This window comes from Nocardia sp. Marseille-Q1738 (assembly GCF_965283145.1).
Genome location: NZ_CBDIMS010000003.1, coordinates 345,260 through 365,692, shown reverse-complemented (window position 1 = coordinate 365,692; position 20,433 = coordinate 345,260). Strand labels below are relative to the sequence as shown.

Below are 20,433 nucleotides of genomic sequence, written 5' to 3'. Positions count from 1 at the left end.
GCGCGTTGGGGTCCGCCGCGTCGGTGGTTTGGAATAGTCTGAGATATAAGGGTTGCGCAGTGGCGACACCGCGTTACTGTCGCAAGCCGATACGAGTAACCCGTTGAGGGAGAGGGAAGAACTGTGCGCACGTCTGGCAGCCGCCTTTTCACCAGTGAGTCCGTGACCGAGGGTCATCCGGACAAAATCTGTGATGCCATCAGCGATTCCATCCTCGACGCGTTACTCGCGGAGGATCCGCGCAGCCGGGTCGCGGTGGAAACTCTCGTGACCACCGGTCAGGTCCATGTCGCGGGTGAGGTCACCACATCGGCATATGCGGATATTCCGCGAATTGTCCGGGAGAAGGTCCTGGAAATCGGATATGACTCTTCCGCAAAGGGATTCGACGGGAATTCCTGCGGTGTGAATATCGCGATCGGTGCGCAGTCGCCGGATATCGCGCAGGGTGTGGACACCTCGCACGAGGCGCGTGTCGGCGGGGCCGCCGACGAGATCGAGCGGCAGGGCGCCGGCGACCAGGGCCTGATGTTCGGTTACGCCACCAAGGACACCCCGGAACTGATGCCGCTGCCGATCGCGCTCGCGCACCGGCTGTCGCGCCGGCTGACCGAGGTGCGCAAGTCCGGCGTGCTGCCCTACCTGCGTCCGGACGGCAAGACCCAGGTCACCATCGAGTACGACGGCGACCGCCCGGTCCGCCTCGACACGGTCGTCATCTCCACCCAGCACGCCGCCGACATCGACCTGGACAACCTGCTTGCGCCCGATATCCGCGAGAAGGTCGTCGACGCGGTGCTCGCCGAACTGGAAGTGCCCAGCCTGGACACCTCGGACATCCGCCTGCTGGTCAACCCGACCGGCAAGTTCGTGCTCGGCGGCCCGATGGGCGACGCGGGCCTGACCGGCCGCAAGATCATCGTCGACACCTACGGCGGCATGGCTCGCCACGGCGGCGGCGCCTTCTCCGGCAAGGACCCGTCGAAGGTGGACCGTTCGGCCGCGTACGCCATGCGCTGGGTCGCGAAGAACGTGGTCGCGGCCGACCTGGCCGACCGCGTCGAGGTCCAGGTGGCCTACGCGATCGGCAAGGCCGCCCCGGTCGGCCTGTTCGTCGAGACCTTCGGTACCGAGAAGGTCGATCCGGCGCGCATCTCCACCGCGATCACCGAGGTCTTCGACCTGCGTCCCGGCGCGATCATCCGCGACCTGGACCTGCTGCGCCCGATCTACGCGCCGACCGCCGCGTACGGCCACTTCGGCCGCACCGACGTCGACCTGCCGTGGGAGCACACCGATCGTGCGGACAAGCTGCGCGCCGCCATCGGTCTCTGACCCGACCGGGCAGGAGTGAACGAACCCGCGGCGGACACCTCCGCCACCTCGGCGGACCGTCCGTCCGCGGGCTCCGCAGCCGTGTCGCGGCCCATCGCCCGAGTGCTTCCGCTGCTGGCACCGGCCCACCTCGACCGCGACTTCGACTATCTCGTGCCCCCCGAGCTGGACGAGCTCGCCCAGCCGGGGGTCCGGGTGCGCGTCCGTTTCGCGGGCCGCCTCGTCGACGGTTATCTGCTCGCGCGGCTCGTACGCAGCGACCATGAAGGCAAGCTGGTCGCACTCGAACGCGTCGTCTCCGGCGAGCGTGTACTGACGCCGGAAATCCTCGAACTGGCCACCGCGGTGGCCGCGCGCTATGCGGGCACCCGCGCCGATGTCCTGCGCTTGGCCATTCCACCACGCCATGCTCGCACCGAATCCGGCGGGACGAAGAAGCCCGCAGACTCCGCCGCCGCACAAGCGGTTTCGATTTCCTCCGGTGATATCGCCGCGGTCGGAGGCGACGTCGACAGCGAATTCGCTGCCGAAAGCGGCGGTGCGCCAACATCTTCGGCGCAACCGAGCCGTGCGACCGTCCTGTCGGCGACGAAACCGGCCACGCAACCTCCGGATTCGACTGAGGCACACGATGTATCGGCTGCCTCGGCCGACACGGGGAACGCGTCGGGCCAGCCGGATACCGGACCTGGGGTAGCCGAACTGGGCGATCCTCGTTTCGCGAGCTCGGGGTCGGATGAACAGCCCCACCGGGGGACGGACACGGTCGGGTCGTCGGGTGCTGACGGGTCGTCGTCGGATGGGCCGCCCCCGATCGCTGCCGTGAGCAGCGAGCAGCCGGACGCGGTCGCCGCAGATCCGTCGTCGCGGCTACAAGCACTTTCGGGGGTCGAGGTGAATATCGCTCCGTGGGAGCGGTATGTCCACGGCACGGCGTTCTTCGCCGCGCTTGCGCAAGGGAAGGGGGCCCGCGCCGCCTGGCAAGCGCTCCCCGGGGAAAACTGGGCGCGGCGGTTGGCCGAACTCGCCGCTGTGGTGGCCGGACAAGGGCGCAGCGCGATCCTCATGGTGCCCGATCAACGCGATCTCGACCGGGTGCTGACGGAATGCGTCCGGCTGGTGGGGGATTCGGCGGTCGGGCTCACGGCGGGTCTCGGCCCCGCGGCCAGGTACCGGCGCTGGCTCGCGGTGCTGCGCGGTTCGGCGCGCGTGGTGGTCGGCACGCGCAGCACGGTGTTCGCACCGGCGCGGAATCTCGGCCTGATCGCACTGTGGGACGACGGCGACGACACCTACGCCGAACCGCGCGCACCGTATCCGCACGCACGTGAGGTGGCAATGCTGCGGGCGCACGAGACCGGGGCGGCGTTCGTGGCGGCAGGTTTCGCGCGGACCGCGGAAATCCAGGCGGTGGTCGATTCCGGCTGGGCGCACGACCTGGTCGCCGACCGAGCCGTTCTGCGCAAGACGGCGCCGCGGATCAGCGCTCCCGGCGACAGCGACATCGCGCTGGAACGCGATCCGGTCGCGCGCGCCGTCCGGATTCCCGGCGTGGCGTTCGCCGCCGCCCGCGCCGCGCTGAAGGAGGGGGCGCCGGTACTGGTTCAGGTGCCGCGTCGCGGCTACATTCCCTCCCTGGCCTGTGCGAAATGCCGGACACCCGCCCGGTGCAGGCACTGCAACGGGCCGCTTGCCTTGCCGGAAGCGCGCGGACGGCGCGGACCATCGACGGAGTCCAGCGCGGCCGCCCAGAGTCCCGCGTGCCGCTGGTGTGGGATCACCGAAGCCGCGTTCCGCTGCACTGCCTGCGGATCGCGCGCGTTGCGGGCCGTGGTGATCGGCGCGGCCCGCACGGCGGAAGAACTCGGCCGCGCGTTCCCCGGCGTGCCCATCCGCGGTTCCGGCGGCGGCGCGGTGCTCGACACCGTGGAGCCGGGACCACAGGTCGTCGTGGCGACGGTAGGCGCCGAACCCGTGGTTCCCGGCGGTTACGGCGTCGCGCTGCTGCTCGACGGGTGGGCCTTGCTCAGCCGCGCCGATCTGCGGGCCGCCGAGGACACGCTGCGCCGCTGGATGGGCGCCGCCGCGCTGGTTCGCCCGCACGGCCAGGTCATCGTGATGGCCGAACCCTCGATCCCCACCGTGCAGGCGCTGGTCCGCTGGGACCCGGTCGGCGCCGCCCGCGCCGAGGTCGCCGCCCGCGCCGAGGTCGGCTTCCCGCCGGCGGTTCGCCTCGCCGCGATCGACGGCACCGCCGACACCATTGCCGAACTCCTCGCCGCGGCCGATCTCCCCGACGCGGTGGACCGGCTCGGCCCGGTGCCGCTCCCGGACGGTGCTCGCAAACCCTTCTCCTCCGGCGATTCCCCTGTCGAAGTCGAACGGATGCTGCTGCGCGTCGAACGTGGCCGCGGCGCGGCGCTGGCGAGGGCACTGCGAGCGGCACAGGCGGTCCGCAGCACACACCGTTCCGATGCCCCGCTGCGCGTCCAGATCGATCCGATCGACATCGGCTGACCGGACCCCACCGCAGTCGACTTTTCAGTCGCAGGCGGATCGCGTGTTAGGACAGCGGCCTCGCCCACTGTTGAGACCGGTCCGGCACCCAGCCGTGGCAGCCGCGTGGCCGCGTCCGATATGGGTTCAGCAGCGCTCGGCGGCGGTCGAATCCGCGACGGAACGATGGTGCCGGGGCACGTCGATCAGGCGAATGCCGCTCGATTGCGTGCGGCCCAAGCGGCGTAGTTCGTGGCGGGGCGCCCGAGCACGCGTGGAATATCGGCGCTGATTCGCTGTTCGGCGGGTGTCGGCTCACCGAGGATGGTCAGCGTGTGCTCGACCACCGGTTCCGGCATGAAACGGAGCATCGCCGAGTGCGCTTGCGCCCTGGTCAATTCGACGAATCGCAGCGGCTCGCCGAGTGCCTCGCCGAGTGCCTCGGCCTGAGCTCGCGGCGTGGCGAGCGCGGGTCCGGTCAAGGTGTAGACCTGACCGGCATGCCGATCGTCGCGCAACGCGGCAGCCGCGACCGCGGCGATATCGGCCGGATCGACCGATGGCAGTCCGATATCGCCGAATGGCGCGGCGACCAATCGTTCGGCCCGCACCGGCTCCGCCCATGCGTAGGTGTTGGAGAAGAATCCCGCCGGTCGCAGGAAGGTCCATTCCAGCCCGGAATCCCGGATCGCCTGCTCGTAGGCGACCAACCGGGCATATCCCTCGGCGTCGGGCCGGGTCGCCACACCTTGCGAAGACACGAAGACGACCCGCCGCACGCCGCCCGCCGCGATGACTTTCAGCACCTGCTCGGGCTCCGGACCAGCGACCAGCTGCTCGCCGGTGATCAGGAGAAACAGCGTTTCGGCCCAGGTGACCGCGGGGGACAGGCTGTCCGGATCGCTGAGATCGGCGCGCACCGAACGGACCCGGTCGGGCAGCGGTTGGTCCGTGCCTCGCCGCGAGATGGCGGCAACCTCTTCGCCCGCGTCGGCGAGCAGGCGCACGAGCGGTGCGCCGATATTTCCGGTCGCTCCGGTGACAACGATCATCCTTCACTCCTTGAGTTAGTTGACTGACTAAATACAACTTAGCCGGTCGGGCGTGCCATGTCTATAGTTAGTTGCGTGACTTACTCGGCCGATGTGGCATCGAAGGCAGGCAAGCGGGAGCGGTTGGCCGCCGCCGCGGCTCGGGTGTTCCACGAGCAGGGCGTCGAGAAGACCACGATCGCCGACATCGCCCGGTCCGCCGACGTTCCGGTGGGCAACGTGTACTACTACTTCAAAACGAAGGATCAGCTGGTAGAGGCGGCGATCACCGCGCAGAAGCACGGTCTCCGGGACCTGATCGCCGTGCTGGAACAGCACGACGCGCCGCAAGACCGGCTCAAGGCATTGGTGCGCAGCTGGGTCGATCAGCGCGACGTGGCGGCGCAGTTCGGTTGCCCCACCGGGACTTTGGCGACGGAACTGGGCAAGCGGGCCGACGGGCTCGACCGTGCGGTGGCAGCCGGCCTGCGTGAACTGATCGACTGGGTCGAGCGGCAATTCGCGGCCATGAATCGCGAGGACGCCGACGAACTCGCGGTGGCGTTGATCGCGTCGTATCAGGGCATCTCGTTGCTGACCAATACCTTTCACGAACCCGAGCTCATGCTTGCCGAGGGGCGTCGGCTGGAGCGCTGGATCGACTCGTTCGTTTCCTGAGCCTCCGAAGGTCTATTCACCGCTCGGTCGGGGCGAGTGCGTCCGTCGCTTACGGGCGGATACCCCCGGGTCGTTCGATCCGCATAACTGGCCGAGGTTCGGTTCATCAACGCTTTCCGTGATGCCGGGCATGGTCGCAGACGGCAGGCGTGCGGCCGGCTGGCGCAGTCCACTTTGTCGGCAACCCTTGCGCTCGATGCATTGCCGATATATCGTCGATAATATGTACAGAACACGAGAGCCTTGGGAGGCCGACATGGAACACAGCGAACATCGAGAATTCGGACGGCGGGGCCGCAGGCCGCTGCCGGACCAGGATGGTTTCGAGCACGGGCGGCGCTTCCGCCGCGGTGGCAGGCATGGCTTCGGGCCCGAGTTCGGGCCGGGCTTCGGCCCGGGTTTCGGGCCCGGCTTCGGCCCGCACTTCGGTCGCGGTCGCGGTCGCGGCGGCCGGGGCAGGCGCGGTGACGTGCGCGCTGCGGTATTGCTCCTGCTCACCGAGCGGCCGATGCACGGCTACGAACTCATCCAGCAGATCCGCGAGCGCAGCGACGACGTCTGGCGGCCAAGCCCGGGGTCGATCTACCCCGCGCTGGCGCAGTTGGAGGACGAGGGTCTGGTGCTGATCGAGAAGGTCGCCGGGCGCAAGACAGCGAAGCTGACCGAGACGGGCACCGAGTACGTCACGGCCCATCGGGACGAACTGGGCGATCCGTGGGCGGAGGTCAAGCAGGACGTCGGCGCACAGGCGATGGACTTGCGCGCACTCGTCGGGCAGCTGATGGGTGCGGTCGCGCAGGTCGCCGCGGCCGGCACACCGCAGCAGGCGGCGCGTGCGGCGGAGCTGCTCACCGAGACCAGGAAGGCCCTTTACCGGATTCTCGCCGAGGACGAGACCCCCGAGAAGTAGGGGAGGCGAAACACCCCGATACAGCGGGCATTTCGAGCCGATCGGAGAGATCATTGTGATATGCGACAGCCGATCGGTTTGGGAACTTGGGGTTATTCACACTTGCGTAGGGCCGTGCTGGCCTTTGCCCTCGCCGCGGCCGCAGCGCTGGGTCCCGGCGTGGCGTCGGCCGAGCCGGTCGGATTCCGCCCAGCCGACGTGCCGACGCACGCCGCGCCGCCGCAGCCGGACCATCTGGCCGCCGCGTGGTATCAGAAGAGCCACCCGAACGTCACCCCGATGGGCACCAACGATTTCGGCTGCGTACCGAGCGCGGCCCATCCCCGGCCGGTGGTGCTCGCGCACGGAACCGACTCCACCGCCTACTCCGACTGGTCTGCCATCGCGCCCCGCCTGGCCGGGACCGGATTCTGCGTGTTCGCGCTGAACTATGGCGGCAGTCCCGGCGCGGAGAGCTACGGTACCGAGGATCTGGTACTGAGCGCCTACCAGGTCGGGGCGTTCGTCGACCGAGTGCTCGCGGCGACCGGCGCGAGCAAGGTCGATCTGGTTGGGTTCTCGCAGGGCGCCAATGTGACCCGCTACTACGTCAACAAGCTCGGCGGAGCACCCAAGGTCGGGCAGTGGGTGGGGCTCGCCTCGCCCACTTACGGCGGCGTCATGTACGGGCTGGTACCGATCGCCCAGTCCATCCCCGGCGCCCTGGATGCCTTCGCTCGGGTGACCTCGCTCGCCGCCGTGCAGCAGGCCGAAGGCTCACCGATCATGCTCGAGCTCAACGCGGGTGGCGATACCGTGCCGGGGGTGCGGTATGTAACCGTCGGCAGCCGCGTCGACGAGATGATCCAGCCGTTCGACAACATCGCGCTGCGCGGGCCCGGTGCGCGGAACATCGCCCTGCAGGATCTCTGTCCGTCCGACCTCACCGGGCACTTCCACATGGTGTACGACCCGTTCGTGCAGGAGTTGTTGCTCACGCTGCTCGATCCGGGCAGTCCCGCCCCCGTGTGCAGGCCGGTTCCGCTCGGCACCGGCATCCCCGAAGTGATCATCGCCGGGAATTCCTGACGCCATCGTGCCCGGTCACCGATCCCGAAGGGTCGTGTGCTCGAAAAGGTACCGCGGCCCTCGGCCGGTCGTGCTGGGCGCCGTCCCCGCGATCGTCACGGTTGTCGGCTCGTCGAGACGGAGTTCCAGCGGCCTGTCGAACGCCGTTGTGTCCTCCGGTATCGAGTACCTCTCCCGCGCGGTGAGCGGTCAGCGGCGCGGTGGCACTCGCGGCGAGCACGATGACCCAGCCCAGCGGACCCAGGGGGCGGCAACCGAAGAAATAGCTCGTCGGAGGGAACTGGACGAGCGCGAACAGCAGTACCGCCGATCCGATCCCGGCCGCCAGCACCAGCGGGTCACCGTGTGCCGCGGCGATGGTCTGCGCGAGCTGGCCGCCGACCAAGGCGGCGAACCCGACGGTCCCGGCCTTGCGTTGCGGGCATACGAGGCGCGCCGCGAGCCATCCACCCGACGCGGACAGGGTGGTGGCGAGCGCGCGTGTGGTCACATCCCGGTTCAGTGCCGTGCCGACCGCCGTGTCCGGCCCTTCGGTCAGCAGTGTCTCGGGAGTCACCCCGCGAGGTGGCCGGGCGGCGACGATCAGCGCGGGGAGCAGATCGGTGAGCAGATTGACCGCCAGCAGCTGTCGCGCGTTGAGTGCCGGACGCGCCGACAGCAGCGACGAGACCAGTGTGAAGATGATCTCGCCGAAATTGCCGCCGACCAGCAGTGACACACTGTCGCGGACCGAGCGCCAGAGGGCGCGGCTCTCGATCACGGCGTCGACGATGGTCTCGATGCGCTCATCGGTGACGACGATGTCGGCGGCCTGTTTCGCGGCGGGTGTACTTCGCGGGCCCAACGCGATTCCGACATCCGCGAGCCGGATCGCGGGTGCGTCGTTGGCGCCGTCGCCGGTGACCGCGACCGTCTGGCCCGCGTTGCGCAGCGCCCGCACGATCGCCGCTTTGTGCGCCGGAGTGACCCGGGCGAAGACCGCCGTCTCCGCGACCAGCGCCGCCAGCTCTTCCTCGCCGCAGGTCTCGACCTCGGCGCCGGTGATCACCCGGCCCGAGGTACGCAGGCCGAGTTCAGCGGCGATCGCCGCGGCCGTATGCGGGTGGTCGCCGGTGAGCATGACCGCGTCGACACCGGCGGCACGTAGGTCGCGCACCGCCGCCGCGGCGGTCGGCCGGACCGGATCGGCGAAGCACAGCAGCCCGATGAACTCCAGCCGGTCGACGCGGTCGGAGCCGAGTTCGCCGCGTTGGGATGCCGCGCGCTCGGCGACGACGAGGACGCGGAAGCCTTGTTCGGCGAGGGTTTCCACGGTTTCCTGGAGTTCGTCGGCATCGGCCGTGGTGAACGGATAGGTGGCGCCGTCACGTCGGCGGGCGGCACACCGCGGCAGCACGATTTCGGGCGCGCCCTTGACGCTGATCAGATGACGCCCGTCGGTGCGTCCGAGGACCGCGTGGAACCCCCGGCCGGGCTCGAACGGCAATTCCTGCACCATGGTCCAGCCGGGCTCGCCCTGGTCGCGGGTGGTTCCGGCGGTGTCGGCTCCTTCTGCCACGGCCCGATCGGTGGGGTGTGGCAGCGGCCGGCCTTCCGGATCGAGCGGCGTGGCGCGCAACGCGGCGGCCAGTGCCGCGCGGTGGCCGGCGCCGAGCGCGTCCAGCGGCTCATGACGACGACCGTCGCTGACCCGCCGCAGCTCGATATGTCCTGCGGTCAGTGTGCCGGTCTTGTCGAAACATACGGTGGTCACCCGCCCCAATGCCTCCAGCGTCCGCGGTGTGCGTACCAGGACATTGCGCCGGGACAGGCGCCGGGAGGCGGCCAGCTGAGCGACCGTCGCGGCGAACGGCAGTCCTTCCGGCACGGCGGCCATGGCCAGCGCGACGGCGGAGGCGACGCTGGCGCCCAGCCGTCCGCGCAGCAGTCCCAGGCCGAGCACGGCCGCCGCGGCACCCACCGCGACCCGCATCGAAATCAGCGTCAGCGCACGCAACTGCGCCTCGACGCCGCCCGCGGCCTCCTCCGTGTCGGCCAGCGCGCCGCTGCGTCCCACTTCGGTGGCGCGGCCGAGGGCGACCACGACAGCGGTGCCGGTTCCGGCGACCACGGTGGTGCCTGCGTACAGCATGCTGGCTCGCTCGGCCACCGCGTCGGTCTCGACCGGCGCGGGGTCCTTCGGCACCGGCATGGATTCACCGGTCAGGCTGGACTCGTCGACTTCCAGGTGGTCGGCGTCGATCAGCCTGCAGTCGGCCGGCACCGCGTCACCGGCCCGCAACAGGACGATGTCTCCGGAGACGAGTTCGGTCGCGGGCGCGAGGGTTTCGCGAGCGTGACGAAGCAGCCTGGCCCGCAGCGCACCCATGTCGGCAAGCCGGCGCACCGCCCGGTTCGCCGCGATCCGCTGGACTGCGCCCAGCACGGCGTTGCCGAGCATCACCAGGCTGACCAGCCCGGCGTCGAGTGCCGAGCCGCTGGCGGCGGAGGCGCCCGCGCCCGCGGCGAGCGGGGCGGTCAACGGGGTGTCCAGTTCGGCGATGGCCGCCCGCCACAGCCGCTCGGTTCGCTGGTCGGCATCGGAGTCGTCGGTGCGGCGGCGGGCGGCCTGTTCGGGGGACAGCCCGAGCCGGCCGGTCTGCAGGGCCGCCAGCGCCTCCGCCACGGGCATGGCGTGCCAGGGCGTGTCGTCGGCGGTCGGCGGCAATGGCATCCGTGCGAGACTTCCCGCCGACCACACACCGGCTCCCAGGGCGATCAGTGCGGACACGCCGACCGGGAGAGCGCCGCGCTGAAACGCACCGCGCTGGGGCCCGAGCAGGCCGAGCAGCGCGCCGCACACAGATCCGAGCATGGCCAGCCGCACACTCCGTTCGCTGGCCAGCCGCGCTGCCACGCAGGCCCGCAACACGAGCCAGGCGTCCGACAGTCCCGGGCGGCAGAGGATATCGGCCGCCCAGGGCGGAGCACGATCGGGCGAGACGATCCCGACAGCGCAATCGGCCGCGGCCAATCCGGTGCCGTTGTGATCGGCGATCAGCAGCACGGCATGTCCCTCCGCCTGCAGCTCGTGTACCGAGTCGGCCAGGTGCGGACCGCCACCGATGCCGCCGTCCGCGCCCACCCGTTCGGCCATACCGGAGACTCTCGGCGCGACCACGACGCGGCCCACCGCGTGCGCGGCGGCCATAACGGCCTCGGTGAGCGGCGCCAGTTCGGCGGTGCCGTGCTCGATGAGCACGCTCGCGTCGATGACGACGGTGTCGATGCGGTCCAAGCGGTCCAGCGCGTCCGGATCGCGGACCAGCACGCCGCGACTGGACAGGATCCGGCCCAGCACGGCGGCGTGGGCCTGCGCGCCCATCCGGGCCGCCCGGGGCGCGCCGAGGGCGATGGCTCTTGCGGCCTTGGTGACGCCGCCGGTGGGCAGTAGCGCCGCGGCGGTGGCAGCGGTGGCGAGACCGGCCTGGATCGCGTAGCGCTCAACCGGTCCGGGCGGCAGCGGGACCGGGCGCGCTGCTGGGGGCGGTTGCGCGGCCGCGGCCGCGACCCGGGCATTCGCGGCGAGCTCGGGCTCGCGCGACTCCCAGGTGTGCAGACGCGCCAGTGCCGCGGGCAGCTGCACCGCCCGCAGTCCGGCGTCGGCCACGGCCGACAGTGGCGTATGCGCGGCCGCGCCGATGACCGAACTCGTCAAGGCGAACGCGGTCTCCACGCGCAGGGCACCGAATCGGACGTCGAGGCGGTGGCGCAATCCGGGAATCAGGTCGATGGCGGGAATCAGCGCGATGGTTTCCGGCGGCAGTGTCGGCAGCGGGAGCATCCGCCCGACCAGACCGGCGGCCGCACCCAACAGGTCACCGCCGAGGGTGAGCAGTTCGTCGAACACCGGCTCGAATCCACCTGGATGCATGGGCCGGTTGCGGGGCAGGTCCGTCATTCCGTGCGTGCGTTCGACCTTGACGATGATGTTCCGTAACGCCGCCACATCGATGCGTTCGGGGTCGAAATCGACGACCACGTCGCCGAGAATGCCGTTGACCGCCACCCAGTGCACACCGTCGGCGCCGCCCACGGCCTGCCGCAGGGCGGCCAGATAGCCCGGGGGAGCGTCGGTGCGGTGCACGCCTCGGGTCTCGATGTGCGCGCGACCCGGGCGCGCCCAGGTCTGCCGTCCCACCACTTCGTTGCCTGTTGCGCGTACCGTGTCCGCGGCCAGCGTGGACACGAATCGCGCGGCTCTTCCGATGCCGAACATGTCGGGATTCCGTGGTTCTACGCGGTGCTATCGGCTGACTGAGGATTCCTGGCGGGCATGCTCCGCCACCCAGACGCCGACGCCGATCGCCGCTGCCACCGGCCACGACACCAACCCGGTGGCGGCCGCCGTACCGAGCCCGCCGTAGTACAGCAGCGACTCCCGATCCGGCACGCGATGCCGCACGGCCGCCGTCGCCGACGAAACACCGCTGGCCACCGTTCGCGGTCCGGGCGGCAGCGGGACTCGCGTCATCCGTACTCCGAGCGTCGGGATCGGGACACGCAATCCACCGTGCTCGGCGGTCGCCGTTTCGGATCCGGTTGCCGACGGCTTCGTCCCGGATTCGGCCACCGGAGGTTCCGTCTCGGTACCCGATTCCCGGGCCTTCCTGGCCGCTGTCTTCTCGGACATGACCATTCCTTCCTGGTCGCTAGGTATGTGATCCAGCCAAGCCGGGTCGGCCCCGAGCCGCTACATCCCTTGGCGGTGCGGTCAATGGACTTTGGTCACCTACGCCGGCATCGCCCTGCGGCGAGCATGGCGAGAACAGCCGGAGTGAAACTTTCGCTATAGTTACGCTCTAGTCGAGGAGTGATATGTCGCATGGCAGCGAAGGGCAGGAGAAACCGCAATGAGCGTTCTCGTTCTGGGCGGATACGGAGCAGTCGGCCGGCACCTGGTCACCGAACTGCGGCGATCCGGTGACATCGTCTTGGTGGCCGGACGCGACCCGGCCCGCGCGGATGTCCGGATCGACCTCGGCGAACCAGGATTGCGGTCCTACCGCGAAGCGCTCGATGGGATCGACGTCGTCGTCAACACTTCCGGGTCCGAGGATCCGCGCTTGGCCCAGCAGGCCGCCGAGCACGGATCGGCGTTCGTGGACGTCACCGCGTCCACCGAATATGTTGCTCTGCTGGAGCAGTCGACTCCGGCCGGTCCGGTGATTCTCAGTGTCGGGCTGGCGCCCGGGCTGACCAATCTCCTGGCTGCCGCCGCGCATGCCCAGTCACCGGGACCCATCGACATCGCCGTGCTGCTCGGTGCGGGGGAGCGGCACGGGGCGGCCGCGACCGAGTGGTCGTATCGCCTGCTCGGCCGGAACTTCCGGGCCGACAACGAGTACGTCCGCAACTACACCCGGCCCCAGGTCTTCGAGCTCCCCGGCCACCGACGGCGTCGACTGTTCCGGGCCGATTTCTCCGACCAGCACGTGCTGACCCGTGACCTGGCTGTTCGTGTGCGCACCTACTTTGCCCTCGATTCCCGCATCGCGACACTCGGGCTGAGCCTCGCGACATGGATTCCCGGCGCGGCCGGAATGCCGCATGGGTTTCCCCTTCCGGGAAGCGACGAGTGGACGGTGCTGGCACGGACCGAATCCGGGCTCACGCGCTGGGCGCGTGGTCGCAGCCAGTCCCGGGCCACCGCGCTGCTGGCCGCTTCCGCCACTCGTGCCGCGACCAGCATGGGGCCAGGTGTGCACCACCTCCACAACGTGCTGACACTTGCCGACCTACCTGCGGGCACCGGCATGGAAATCGGAACGGTCGAACCAACTGTGCAGCAATAGGGCGGAGTCCGTGGCGCAGGTGACGACGACCTTCATCCGAACAGGCCCTGCACGATGATCGAACCACTCTGTTGCCCGAGTGCAGTCGTGCGAATACCGGAGCAACACCGGGGCACACCACCTGCATGGGCGTCGCAGATTTCGACGACACGGGAAGGGCCGAATCGAAACCACCGCGTCGAACGCAGCCTGCCTCGGACGCCGCGGCGGGACTATCGTTACCGACGCCCCCGCGCCGTGAGCGAGGCGGGGATCAGCTGCCGGTGCTGCGGCGGCTGTCCGAAGTGGCCGAACTGATCGCGGCCAGCAACGATACGGTGTATCTGCGCTACTCGCATGGTCCAGATCGGGATCTCGAGCGTGGCCGCAGCCGCGACTACGAGGCGGATATCGATATGCCCGGCCTGTCGGTCAGTACCGTCGCGCCCGAGGACTGGTGGCCTCGTCCCGCTGTGGAATGGATTGCGCGCAGAATTCGCCAGTACGCCGACCTCGGCGCCGAGCAGGACCGCTATCCGTGGCTGCTGACCGGCCGGATCGCCGGGTTCGGGCCCGATCATGAGCCCCTCCTCACCGACATCGAACCTCTCGCCCGGCTCGATTCCGAGATCCTCGCCGAAGCCGCCCGCCTCTACCGCCGGCGATTCCGCGTCGGCCGCGACTCCACCGAGCGAAACCGCTGATCCAGCGGCAGAAGCGCGCTGCACCCTCGGCCTCTGCCCGCAGCCGACGCGACGGGCGGCTCCTGGTCGCTGACCAGGGCGTTTCCGGGCGGCCGGGCGGAGGGATCGACACCCCGCCCGGACCGCATAGGAGTTCTACCAGCTTCTGGCTGGTGAATCGGGGATTTGCGGTCGCCTCACTAGAATGAATCGACCTGTTCGTCCGCTCCCGGGAGCCAGCCGTGACCATTCAGCCCGTTCGCCTGTTCGGTGATCCCATCCTGCGTGCCCGAGCCGCGGAGGTCACCGCCTTCGACCGCGATCTGCGGCAGCTGGTGACCGACCTGATCGAGACCATGCACGACGACGGCGGAGTCGGGATGGCCGCGCCGCAGATCGGGGTCGGGCTGCGCGTGTTCGTCTACGACACCGGCGACGCCGAGGGGCACCTGGTGAACCCGCAGTGGGAAGTCGTCGGCGACGAAGAACAGGTCGGGCCGGAAGGGTGCTTGTCGATTCCGGGTCTGCGCTACGACACGCGGCGGGCGCTGCGCGTGCGCGCGTCCGGGGTGGACTTCGACGGCGCGCCGGTCGCGTTCGAGGCCGAGGGCCTTTTGGCGCGATGCGTGCAGCACGAAACCGATCATCTCGACGGCGTGCTGTTCATCGATCGTCTCGACCCGGCCCAGCGTAAGGAAGCGATGCGGGTGATCCGCGAATCCGACTGGTTCGCCGCGGGTGTGACGGTGCGCCCCGCCCGGTCGATGAGCGGTGCGGGCCGGCCCAACCCGTTCGGGCTGGGTGGCTGATGCGCGTCGTCTTCGCGGGGACCCCGGAACCGGCGGTGCCGTCGCTGCGGCGTTTGCTGGAATCGCCGCGCCACGAGGTGATCGCCGTGCTGACCCGGCCGGACGCGGTGGCGGGGCGCGGAAGGAAGGTGACCAGGTCGCCGGTCGGCACGCTGGCCGACGAGCACGGCATTCCGGTGCTCACCCCCGCGCGTCCGTCGGAACCGGAGTTCATCGCGCAACTCACCGAACTCGCGCCGGACTGCTGCCCCGTCGTGGCATACGGCGCGCTGCTGCCACGGCCGGTGCTCGACATTCCGCGCTTCGGCTGGATCAACCTGCATTTCTCGCTGCTGCCCGCGTGGCGCGGCGCGGCGCCGGTGCAAGCGGCGATCGACGCGGGTGACGAGATCACCGGCGCGTCGACCTTCCAGATCGAGGCCGGACTGGACACCGGGCCGGTGTTCGGCATGGTGACCGAGAAGATCTCCGTCACCGACACCGCGGGCACGCTGCTGCAGCGGCTGGCCGAAAGTGGCTCCCGGCTGCTGGAAGCGACGCTGGACGGCGTGGAGGACGGCACGTTGCAGGCGGTCGCGCAGTCCACCGACGGCGTGTCGTACGCGCCCAAAGTCGGGGTCGAGGCCGGGCACATCCGGTGGGATCAGCCCGCCCTGGCCATCAGTAGGCGGATTCGCGCGGTGACTCCCGCGCCGGGGGCGTGGACCGAGGTCGACGGCACCAGGCTGAAGCTCGGCCCGGTCGAACTGGTCGAGGAGGTGCTGCCGGAGCGGGTGATCGAGGTCCGCAAGTCCGGCGTCTTCATCGGCACCGCCACCACCGCCGTGCGGCTCGATCAGGTCCAGCCGCAAGGCAAGCGGATGATGGCCGCGCTCGATTGGGCGCGGGGCGCCCGGCTACGGCCCGGCGCGGTGGTCGAGTGAGCTCGCGCGGAGGTGGGCACGACGACGGGCGCGGCGACCGCCGGGAAAAGCGCGACGCCATGCCTGATCGCGGGAAACGTTCCCGCCGCACGACTCGGTCCGGCGAGACCGACCGGTCACGGACACAGGATGTGCGGCCGAGTGGTGCACGGCAGCGAAGCTCGACCGAGAGCGGTCGGCCAACGGAAGGCGCGAAGCAGGACCGGAACGGCACCGGTCGTCCCCGTGCCACCGGGCGCGCCGGTAGCGGCGGCGAGGCAGGCGGGCGCGATCGCGACGAACGACGCGCCTCCGCGGGGCAGCGCTCGGCCGATGGAAGAACCGATCGCGCCGCCGAACGGCGTCCCGCGCGTACCGCTGCGAAAAACGTTGCACGGCAAGGCTCCCCAGGCCGATCGGCGCGCCGGGAAGTGATCGATCCACCGCGGTCGGTCGCGCGGGATGTCTTACGAGCGGTCCGCGAGCGCGATGCCTACGCCAATCTGGTGCTGCCGACGCTGCTGCGGGAACGAGGGTTGTCCGGGCGGGACGCGGCGTTGGCGACCGAACTGGCCTATGGCGCGTGCCGGTCGCTGGGTCTGCTGGACGCGGTGATCGCCGCGGGGGCGGGCAGGCCGATCGAAGAAATCGACGGCCCACTGCTGGACGTGCTGCGGCTCGGCGTCTACCAGCTGTTGCGGACCAGGATCGGCGCGCACGCGGCGGTGGACACCTCGGTGGCCTTGGCGCGCGCGGAGTTCGGCGCGGGCAAGGCAGGTTTCGTCAACGCGGTGCTGCGGCGGGCCGCGGAGAAGACCACGCAGCAGTGGGTCGAGGCTCTCGCACCCACCGATCCCGTGGGGCGGTTGGCTTTCGAGTACGCGCACCCGGCGTGGATCGCGCAGGCGTTCGCCGATGCGCTCGGCGCGCGAGCGGCAGAGCTGCGCGACGTGCTCGCCGCCGACGACGCCCGCCCGCTGGTGCACTTGGTGGCCAGGCCAGGCGACATCACCGCGGAGGAACTCGCGCTGGTGACCGGCGGCGAAGAGGGCCGATGGTCGCCGTACGCGGTGTACCTGGACGGCGGCGACCCCGGCAAGCTCGACCCGGTGCGCGAGGGTATGGCGGCCGTGCAGGACGAAGGCAGCCAGCTGGTGGCACTCGCGCTGACCCGGGCCGCGCTCGACGGTCCGGACAACGGCCGCTGGCTCGACCTGTGTGCGGGGCCGGGTGGCAAAGCCGCGCTGCTGGGGGCGATCGCCGCGATCGACGGCTTCCGGGTGGACGCGGTCGAGCCCGCCGCGCATCGCGCCGAACTGGTGCGCAAGGCCGTGCGCGACCTGCCGGTGGACGTGCATGTCGCCGATGGTCGCGCCAGCGGATTGACCCCGGGCTACGACCGCATCCTGGTGGACGCACCGTGCACCGGCCTGGGTGCGCTGCGCCGCAGGCCGGAGGCGCGCTGGCGGCGCACCCCGGCCGACGTTCGCGAGCTGGTCGTATTGCAGCGCGAATTGCTCACCGCCGCATGGGATCTCGTGCGTCCCGGTGGTGTCGTGCTGTACTCGACTTGTTCGCCGCATCTGCCGGAGACCGTGTCGATCGTCGCCGACGCCGTGCGCCGTCTCGGCGCAGAACAACTGGACACCCGCGAGCTGCTGCCCGGCGTCACCGACGTCGGGGACGGACCGGGTGCGCAGCTGTGGCCGCATCGGCACGGCACCGACGCCATGTTCCTGGCCGCACTGCGCAAACCGCGCTGACATTCCATTCGTCCAAGCCGGTGCCGCGGCCGTGCCGCACACTCGGATCATGACGATGACCTGGCAGGACGTGGTGGCGCTCGGGACCGAGCTTCCGGCGGTCGAGGAATCGACCTGGTGGCGCAGTCCGGCGTTGAAAGTCGGCGGCAAGGGGTTCGCCCGGCTGCGCAGCGAGGCCGAGGGCGGGCTCGTGCTGGCCTGCGATCCGGCGGAGAAGGAGGCGTTGCTCGCCTCCGGCGATCCGGCCTTCTACACCACACCGCACTACGACGGCTACGCGTACATCCTGATCGATCTGGATCGCGTCGCGCCCGATCAGCTGCGCGAGTTGCTCGACGACGCCTGGTGGCTCACCGCTCCGGCGAAGGTGCGCAGACTGCGCGACCGCGAAGCCCGGTGAGCGCGGTCATTCCCGGCTGGACTGTTCGCGCAGGCGGGCAAGGGTTTTCGCGAGAATGCGCGACACGTGCATCTGGGAGATGCCCATCTGCTGGGCGATCTGGGTCTGGGTCATCGATTCGAAGAACCGCATGGTGAGGATGCGCCGCTCCCGCTCGGGCAGCCCGGCCAGCAGCGGCCGGATCGCGACGTACTCCTCGACCCGGTCGAACTGGGACTCTTCCTCGCCGAGGGTGTCCAGCAGCGAGGCGTCGGTGTCGCGGCCGAGCGTGGCCGCGTCGATCGAACTGGGCTGGTAGGCATTGCCCGCGATGACGGCCTGGGTCACTTCGTCCGGGTCCACGTCCAGCTCGGCCGCGATCTCCTTCGCGGTGGGAGAACGGCCGAGTGTCTGGGAGAGGGAGTCGATCGCCGCGCCGATGCGTAGGTGAGTCTCCTTGACCCGCCGTGGCACTCGCATCGCCCAGGTGTGGTCGCGGAAGTACCGGCGGACCTCGCCCATGATGGTCGGCACCGCGAAAGACAGGAAGTTGGAACCGCGCTCGACGTCGAAGCGGTCCACCGCGTGCACCAGGCCGACGCGAGCCACCTGGGTCAGGTCGTCGAACGGCTCACCACGGCCGCTGAACTTGCGCGCGATGTGATCGGCGAGCGGGATGCAGCGGCTGATCAGCTCCGCGCGCAGCGCGGTGTGCCGCGCCGTTCCGGGCTCACTGGCCGAAAGCTGCTCGAAGAGCAGGCCGACATCGTCGTACCCCGGGACCGCGTCCGCGGCTTCGAGGGTTTCACTTTCCTCGACGTCGTCTTCCGTGGTCAGCGTGTCGGCGTCGTCGTCGTGCTGGGAGTCGAACACGGTTTCTTCGTTCGCCACTACGCCTTCCCCCGGACCCGACGGAACTCCACCGTGGTCGGATATCCGGAAACCGTCGCGTCGAATTGATCCTGCGTCGCCTCCACCGCGTCGGTGAGCGTGCGCAGGACGTGCCAGCCGAAGCTGCGCTGGTCCGGTAGCCCCGGCTTCTCCGCGATGCCGTCGACCCGGACCAGCAGTTCGGTGTCACCGACGGTGAACCGGCAGTTCAGGCTCGTTTCCGGGGCCGCGACCGCGATCAGGGTCGAGCAGACCTCGTCGACGGCCAGTCGGACGTCGGCCACCTCGTCCAGCGTGAAATCGCTGAGTAGGACGAGGGTTTCGGCGAGCCCACGCACGATGGGCAGCTGTGTCACCGATGCGGCCACCCGAATCTCCACCGGGGTGCTGTAGAGCCCCTGTTCCGCCGAAAAATTGATCACCCTATGCAGGCTACCCACTCCCGCGCTGGGCAACCCTCGCGGCCATTAGACTGCGGCGTTGTGTCCAACCCGAGTTACCCGCGTCCGGCCGTGCCGATGATCGCCCCTTCCATCCTGTCCGCCGACTTCGCGCACCTCGCGGACGAGGCGCAGGCCGTCGCCGGCGCCGACTGGCTGCACGTCGACGTGATGGACGCGCACTTCGTGCCGAACCTCACCCTCGGCCTGCCCGTGGTCGAGAGCCTGCTGAAGGCCACGAACATCCCGCTGGACTGCCACCTGATGATCGAGGATCCGGCCCGTTGGGCGCCGCCGTACGCCGAGGCGGGCGCGCACAACGTGACCTTCCACGCGGAAGCGACCGACGATCCGATCGCGGTCGCGCGCGACATCCGCGCCGCGGGGGCCAAGGCGGGGCTCTCGGTGAAGCCCGGCACACCGATCGAGCCGTATCTGGAGATTCTGCGGGAGTTCGACACGCTGCTGGTGATGAGCGTGGAGCCGGGCTTCGGCGGGCAATCCTTCATACCGGAGGTGCTGGAGAAGGCGCGCATCGTGCGCAACCTGGTCGATTCCGGTGAGCTCCGGCTGCTGGTCGAGATCGACGGCGGCATCAACGCCGACACCATCGAGGCGGCCGCGGAGGCGGGCGTCGACTGCTTCGTCGCCGGGTCCGCGGTCTACAACACCGCCGATCCGGCGGCCACCGTGCAGGCCTTGCGCCGCAGGGCCGCCGCGGCGCAGGCACGCTGAAAAGCCTTACCTCTAACGGATTTTCCCCGCCGCGACGCCCCGAAGCGCCGCGATGACCGCCTCCAGTGGCGGCCGGTGGGCCGCCGCCTCGGGTGGCCGGATCCAGATGCGGTAGCCGGTGCGCTCGTCGTCCGGCGAGGGCAGCACCACCTGGCTGCCCGCGCCGGCCACCGTCGCGTACAACCGGAACAATTCCGCCGAGACCGCGGTGCTGAGCGTGTCGGGCTGGGCCGGCCCGGTGAGGAAGGTCCAGCGCCGCGCGCGTGGATGGTCGACGACCGGTCCGGCGATTCCGTCCTGGCCGAGTCGCCGCAGCACCTGTTCGCCGAGTTCCGCGGGCATGCTGACGGCCCCGTAATCGACGCCGATGTGCAGCAGAATGCGGCGCGAGCCGGGATCCACCGATGCGGGCAGCTGGAATTCGCGGCGATACCGCACGCAGCGCACTTCCGGCGTCGAATCGAGAAATGTGGTCACGTCGCGCCCCCAACCGTGTCGGA

18 protein-coding genes are annotated in these 20,433 nt (G+C 70.1%); 12 read left to right on the top strand and 6 right to left on the bottom strand.

Annotated features, from left to right (window positions below; translation table 11 throughout):
• Positions 1 to 123 precede the first annotated feature (123 nt).
• The gene (metK, locus tag ACWPXK_RS15165) at positions 124 to 1,335 is read left to right on the top strand and encodes a methionine adenosyltransferase (protein WP_454196752.1); all 1,212 of its coding nucleotides are present in this window, start codon (positions 124 to 126) and stop codon (positions 1,333 to 1,335) included.
• 81 nt (positions 1,336 to 1,416) lie between these two features.
• The gene (locus tag ACWPXK_RS15160; RefSeq protein WP_454197051.1) at positions 1,417 to 3,852 is read left to right on the top strand and encodes a primosomal protein N'; all 2,436 of its coding nucleotides are present in this window, start codon (positions 1,417 to 1,419) and stop codon (positions 3,850 to 3,852) included.
• 185 nt (positions 3,853 to 4,037) lie between these two features.
• On the opposite strand, the gene ACWPXK_RS15155 is transcribed toward ACWPXK_RS15160, so the two are convergent.
• Positions 4,038 to 4,883, bottom strand: a complete 846-nt coding sequence (locus ACWPXK_RS15155) for an SDR family oxidoreductase (RefSeq protein WP_454196751.1) — start codon at positions 4,881 to 4,883, stop codon at positions 4,038 to 4,040.
• A gap of 75 nt (positions 4,884 to 4,958) precedes the next feature.
• On the opposite strand from ACWPXK_RS15155, the gene ACWPXK_RS15150 reads away from it, so the two are divergent.
• The 3 genes from ACWPXK_RS15150 to ACWPXK_RS15140 all read left to right on the top strand — a co-directional run bounded on the left by ACWPXK_RS15150 (position 4,959) and on the right by ACWPXK_RS15140 (position 7,518).
• The gene (locus tag ACWPXK_RS15150; protein ID WP_454196750.1) at positions 4,959 to 5,540 is read left to right on the top strand and encodes a TetR/AcrR family transcriptional regulator; all 582 of its coding nucleotides are present in this window, start codon (positions 4,959 to 4,961) and stop codon (positions 5,538 to 5,540) included.
• Positions 5,541 to 5,796: 256 nt separating this feature from the next.
• Positions 5,797 to 6,450 (top strand): PadR family transcriptional regulator, encoded by a 654-nt coding sequence (locus ACWPXK_RS15145; protein ID WP_454197050.1) that lies wholly within the window; start codon positions 5,797 to 5,799, stop codon positions 6,448 to 6,450.
• A gap of 60 nt (positions 6,451 to 6,510) precedes the next feature.
• Positions 6,511 to 7,518 (top strand): esterase/lipase family protein, encoded by a 1,008-nt coding sequence (locus tag ACWPXK_RS15140; protein WP_454196749.1) that lies wholly within the window; start codon positions 6,511 to 6,513, stop codon positions 7,516 to 7,518.
• On the opposite strand, the gene ACWPXK_RS15135 is transcribed toward ACWPXK_RS15140, so the two are convergent.
• Both ACWPXK_RS15135 and ACWPXK_RS15130 read right to left on the bottom strand, forming a co-directional pair.
• Complete coding sequence (locus ACWPXK_RS15135; protein WP_454196748.1) at positions 7,499 to 11,776, bottom strand: HAD-IC family P-type ATPase; 4,278 nt, start codon at positions 11,774 to 11,776, stop codon at positions 7,499 to 7,501. The genes ACWPXK_RS15140 and ACWPXK_RS15135 overlap by 20 nt on opposite strands.
• A gap of 27 nt (positions 11,777 to 11,803) precedes the next feature.
• Positions 11,804 to 12,190 carry a hypothetical protein gene (locus ACWPXK_RS15130; RefSeq protein ID WP_454196747.1) on the bottom strand — a complete coding sequence of 129 codons (387 nt, stop codon included), beginning with the start codon at positions 12,188 to 12,190 and terminating at the stop codon, positions 11,804 to 11,806.
• A gap of 220 nt (positions 12,191 to 12,410) precedes the next feature.
• Between ACWPXK_RS15130 and ACWPXK_RS15125 the strand changes: the two genes are divergently transcribed.
• The 6 genes from ACWPXK_RS15125 (at position 12,411) to ACWPXK_RS15100 (ending at position 17,888) form a co-directional block, all read left to right on the top strand.
• Positions 12,411 to 13,352: a hypothetical protein gene (locus ACWPXK_RS15125; protein WP_454196746.1), complete on the top strand. Its 942-nt coding sequence runs from the start codon at positions 12,411 to 12,413 to the stop codon at positions 13,350 to 13,352.
• A gap of 263 nt (positions 13,353 to 13,615) precedes the next feature.
• Positions 13,616 to 14,035, top strand: coding sequence for a DUF6098 family protein (locus tag ACWPXK_RS15120; protein WP_454196745.1), 420 nt, complete (start codon positions 13,616 to 13,618; stop codon positions 14,033 to 14,035).
• 221 nt (positions 14,036 to 14,256) lie between these two features.
• The gene (gene def / locus ACWPXK_RS15115) at positions 14,257 to 14,823 is read left to right on the top strand and encodes a peptide deformylase (protein WP_454196744.1); all 567 of its coding nucleotides are present in this window, start codon (positions 14,257 to 14,259) and stop codon (positions 14,821 to 14,823) included.
• Positions 14,823 to 15,746, top strand: a complete 924-nt coding sequence (gene fmt, locus ACWPXK_RS15110) for a methionyl-tRNA formyltransferase (RefSeq protein ID WP_454196743.1) — start codon at positions 14,823 to 14,825, stop codon at positions 15,744 to 15,746. Before def ends, fmt begins: the two co-directional genes overlap by 1 nt.
• A 410-nt stretch (positions 15,747 to 16,156) precedes the next feature.
• Positions 16,157 to 17,488, top strand: coding sequence for an RsmB/NOP family class I SAM-dependent RNA methyltransferase (locus ACWPXK_RS15105; RefSeq protein WP_454196742.1), 1,332 nt, complete (start codon positions 16,157 to 16,159; stop codon positions 17,486 to 17,488).
• A gap of 49 nt (positions 17,489 to 17,537) precedes the next feature.
• On the top strand, positions 17,538 to 17,888 hold the full coding sequence (locus ACWPXK_RS15100) for an MmcQ/YjbR family DNA-binding protein (RefSeq protein ID WP_454196741.1): 351 nt from the start codon (positions 17,538 to 17,540) through the stop codon (positions 17,886 to 17,888).
• Between the two features lie 6 nt (positions 17,889 to 17,894).
• On the opposite strand, the gene ACWPXK_RS15095 is transcribed toward ACWPXK_RS15100, so the two are convergent.
• On the bottom strand, positions 17,895 to 18,758 hold the full coding sequence (locus ACWPXK_RS15095) for an RNA polymerase sigma factor SigF (protein ID WP_454196740.1): 864 nt from the start codon (positions 18,756 to 18,758) through the stop codon (positions 17,895 to 17,897).
• The gene (locus ACWPXK_RS15090) at positions 18,758 to 19,180 is read right to left on the bottom strand and encodes an ATP-binding protein (protein WP_364322532.1); all 423 of its coding nucleotides are present in this window, start codon (positions 19,178 to 19,180) and stop codon (positions 18,758 to 18,760) included. The genes ACWPXK_RS15095 and ACWPXK_RS15090 overlap by 1 nt, the downstream gene beginning before the upstream one ends.
• A 96-nt stretch (positions 19,181 to 19,276) precedes the next feature.
• Between ACWPXK_RS15090 and rpe the strand changes: the two genes are divergently transcribed.
• Positions 19,277 to 19,933, top strand: a complete 657-nt coding sequence (gene rpe, locus ACWPXK_RS15085) for a ribulose-phosphate 3-epimerase (protein ID WP_454197049.1) — start codon at positions 19,277 to 19,279, stop codon at positions 19,931 to 19,933.
• A gap of 12 nt (positions 19,934 to 19,945) precedes the next feature.
• On the opposite strand, the gene ACWPXK_RS15080 is transcribed toward rpe, so the two are convergent.
• Entirely contained in the window at positions 19,946 to 20,410 is a 465-nt protein-coding gene (locus ACWPXK_RS15080) for a hypothetical protein (protein ID WP_454196739.1), read from the bottom strand.
• Positions 20,411 to 20,433 lie beyond the last annotated feature (23 nt).

Coding starts and splice junctions, on each gene's coding strand:
- ACWPXK_RS15140 (WP_454196749.1), top strand. CDS start 6,511: ATGCGACAGCCGATCGGTTTGGGAACTTGGGGTTATTCACACTTGCGT.
- ACWPXK_RS15125 (WP_454196746.1), top strand. CDS start 12,411: ATGAGCGTTCTCGTTCTGGGCGGATACGGAGCAGTCGGCCGGCACCTG.
- ACWPXK_RS15100 (WP_454196741.1), top strand. CDS start 17,538: ATGACGATGACCTGGCAGGACGTGGTGGCGCTCGGGACCGAGCTTCCG.
- ACWPXK_RS15135 (WP_454196748.1), bottom strand. CDS start 11,776: ATGTTCGGCATCGGAAGAGCCGCGCGATTCGTGTCCACGCTGGCCGCG.
- ACWPXK_RS15145 (WP_454197050.1), top strand. CDS start 5,797: ATGGAACACAGCGAACATCGAGAATTCGGACGGCGGGGCCGCAGGCCG.
- ACWPXK_RS15155 (WP_454196751.1), bottom strand. CDS start 4,883: ATGATCGTTGTCACCGGAGCGACCGGAAATATCGGCGCACCGCTCGTG.
- fmt (WP_454196743.1), top strand. CDS start 14,823: ATGCGCGTCGTCTTCGCGGGGACCCCGGAACCGGCGGTGCCGTCGCTG.
- rpe (WP_454197049.1), top strand. CDS start 19,277: ATGATCGCCCCTTCCATCCTGTCCGCCGACTTCGCGCACCTCGCGGAC.
- ACWPXK_RS15130 (WP_454196747.1), bottom strand. CDS start 12,190: ATGTCCGAGAAGACAGCGGCCAGGAAGGCCCGGGAATCGGGTACCGAG.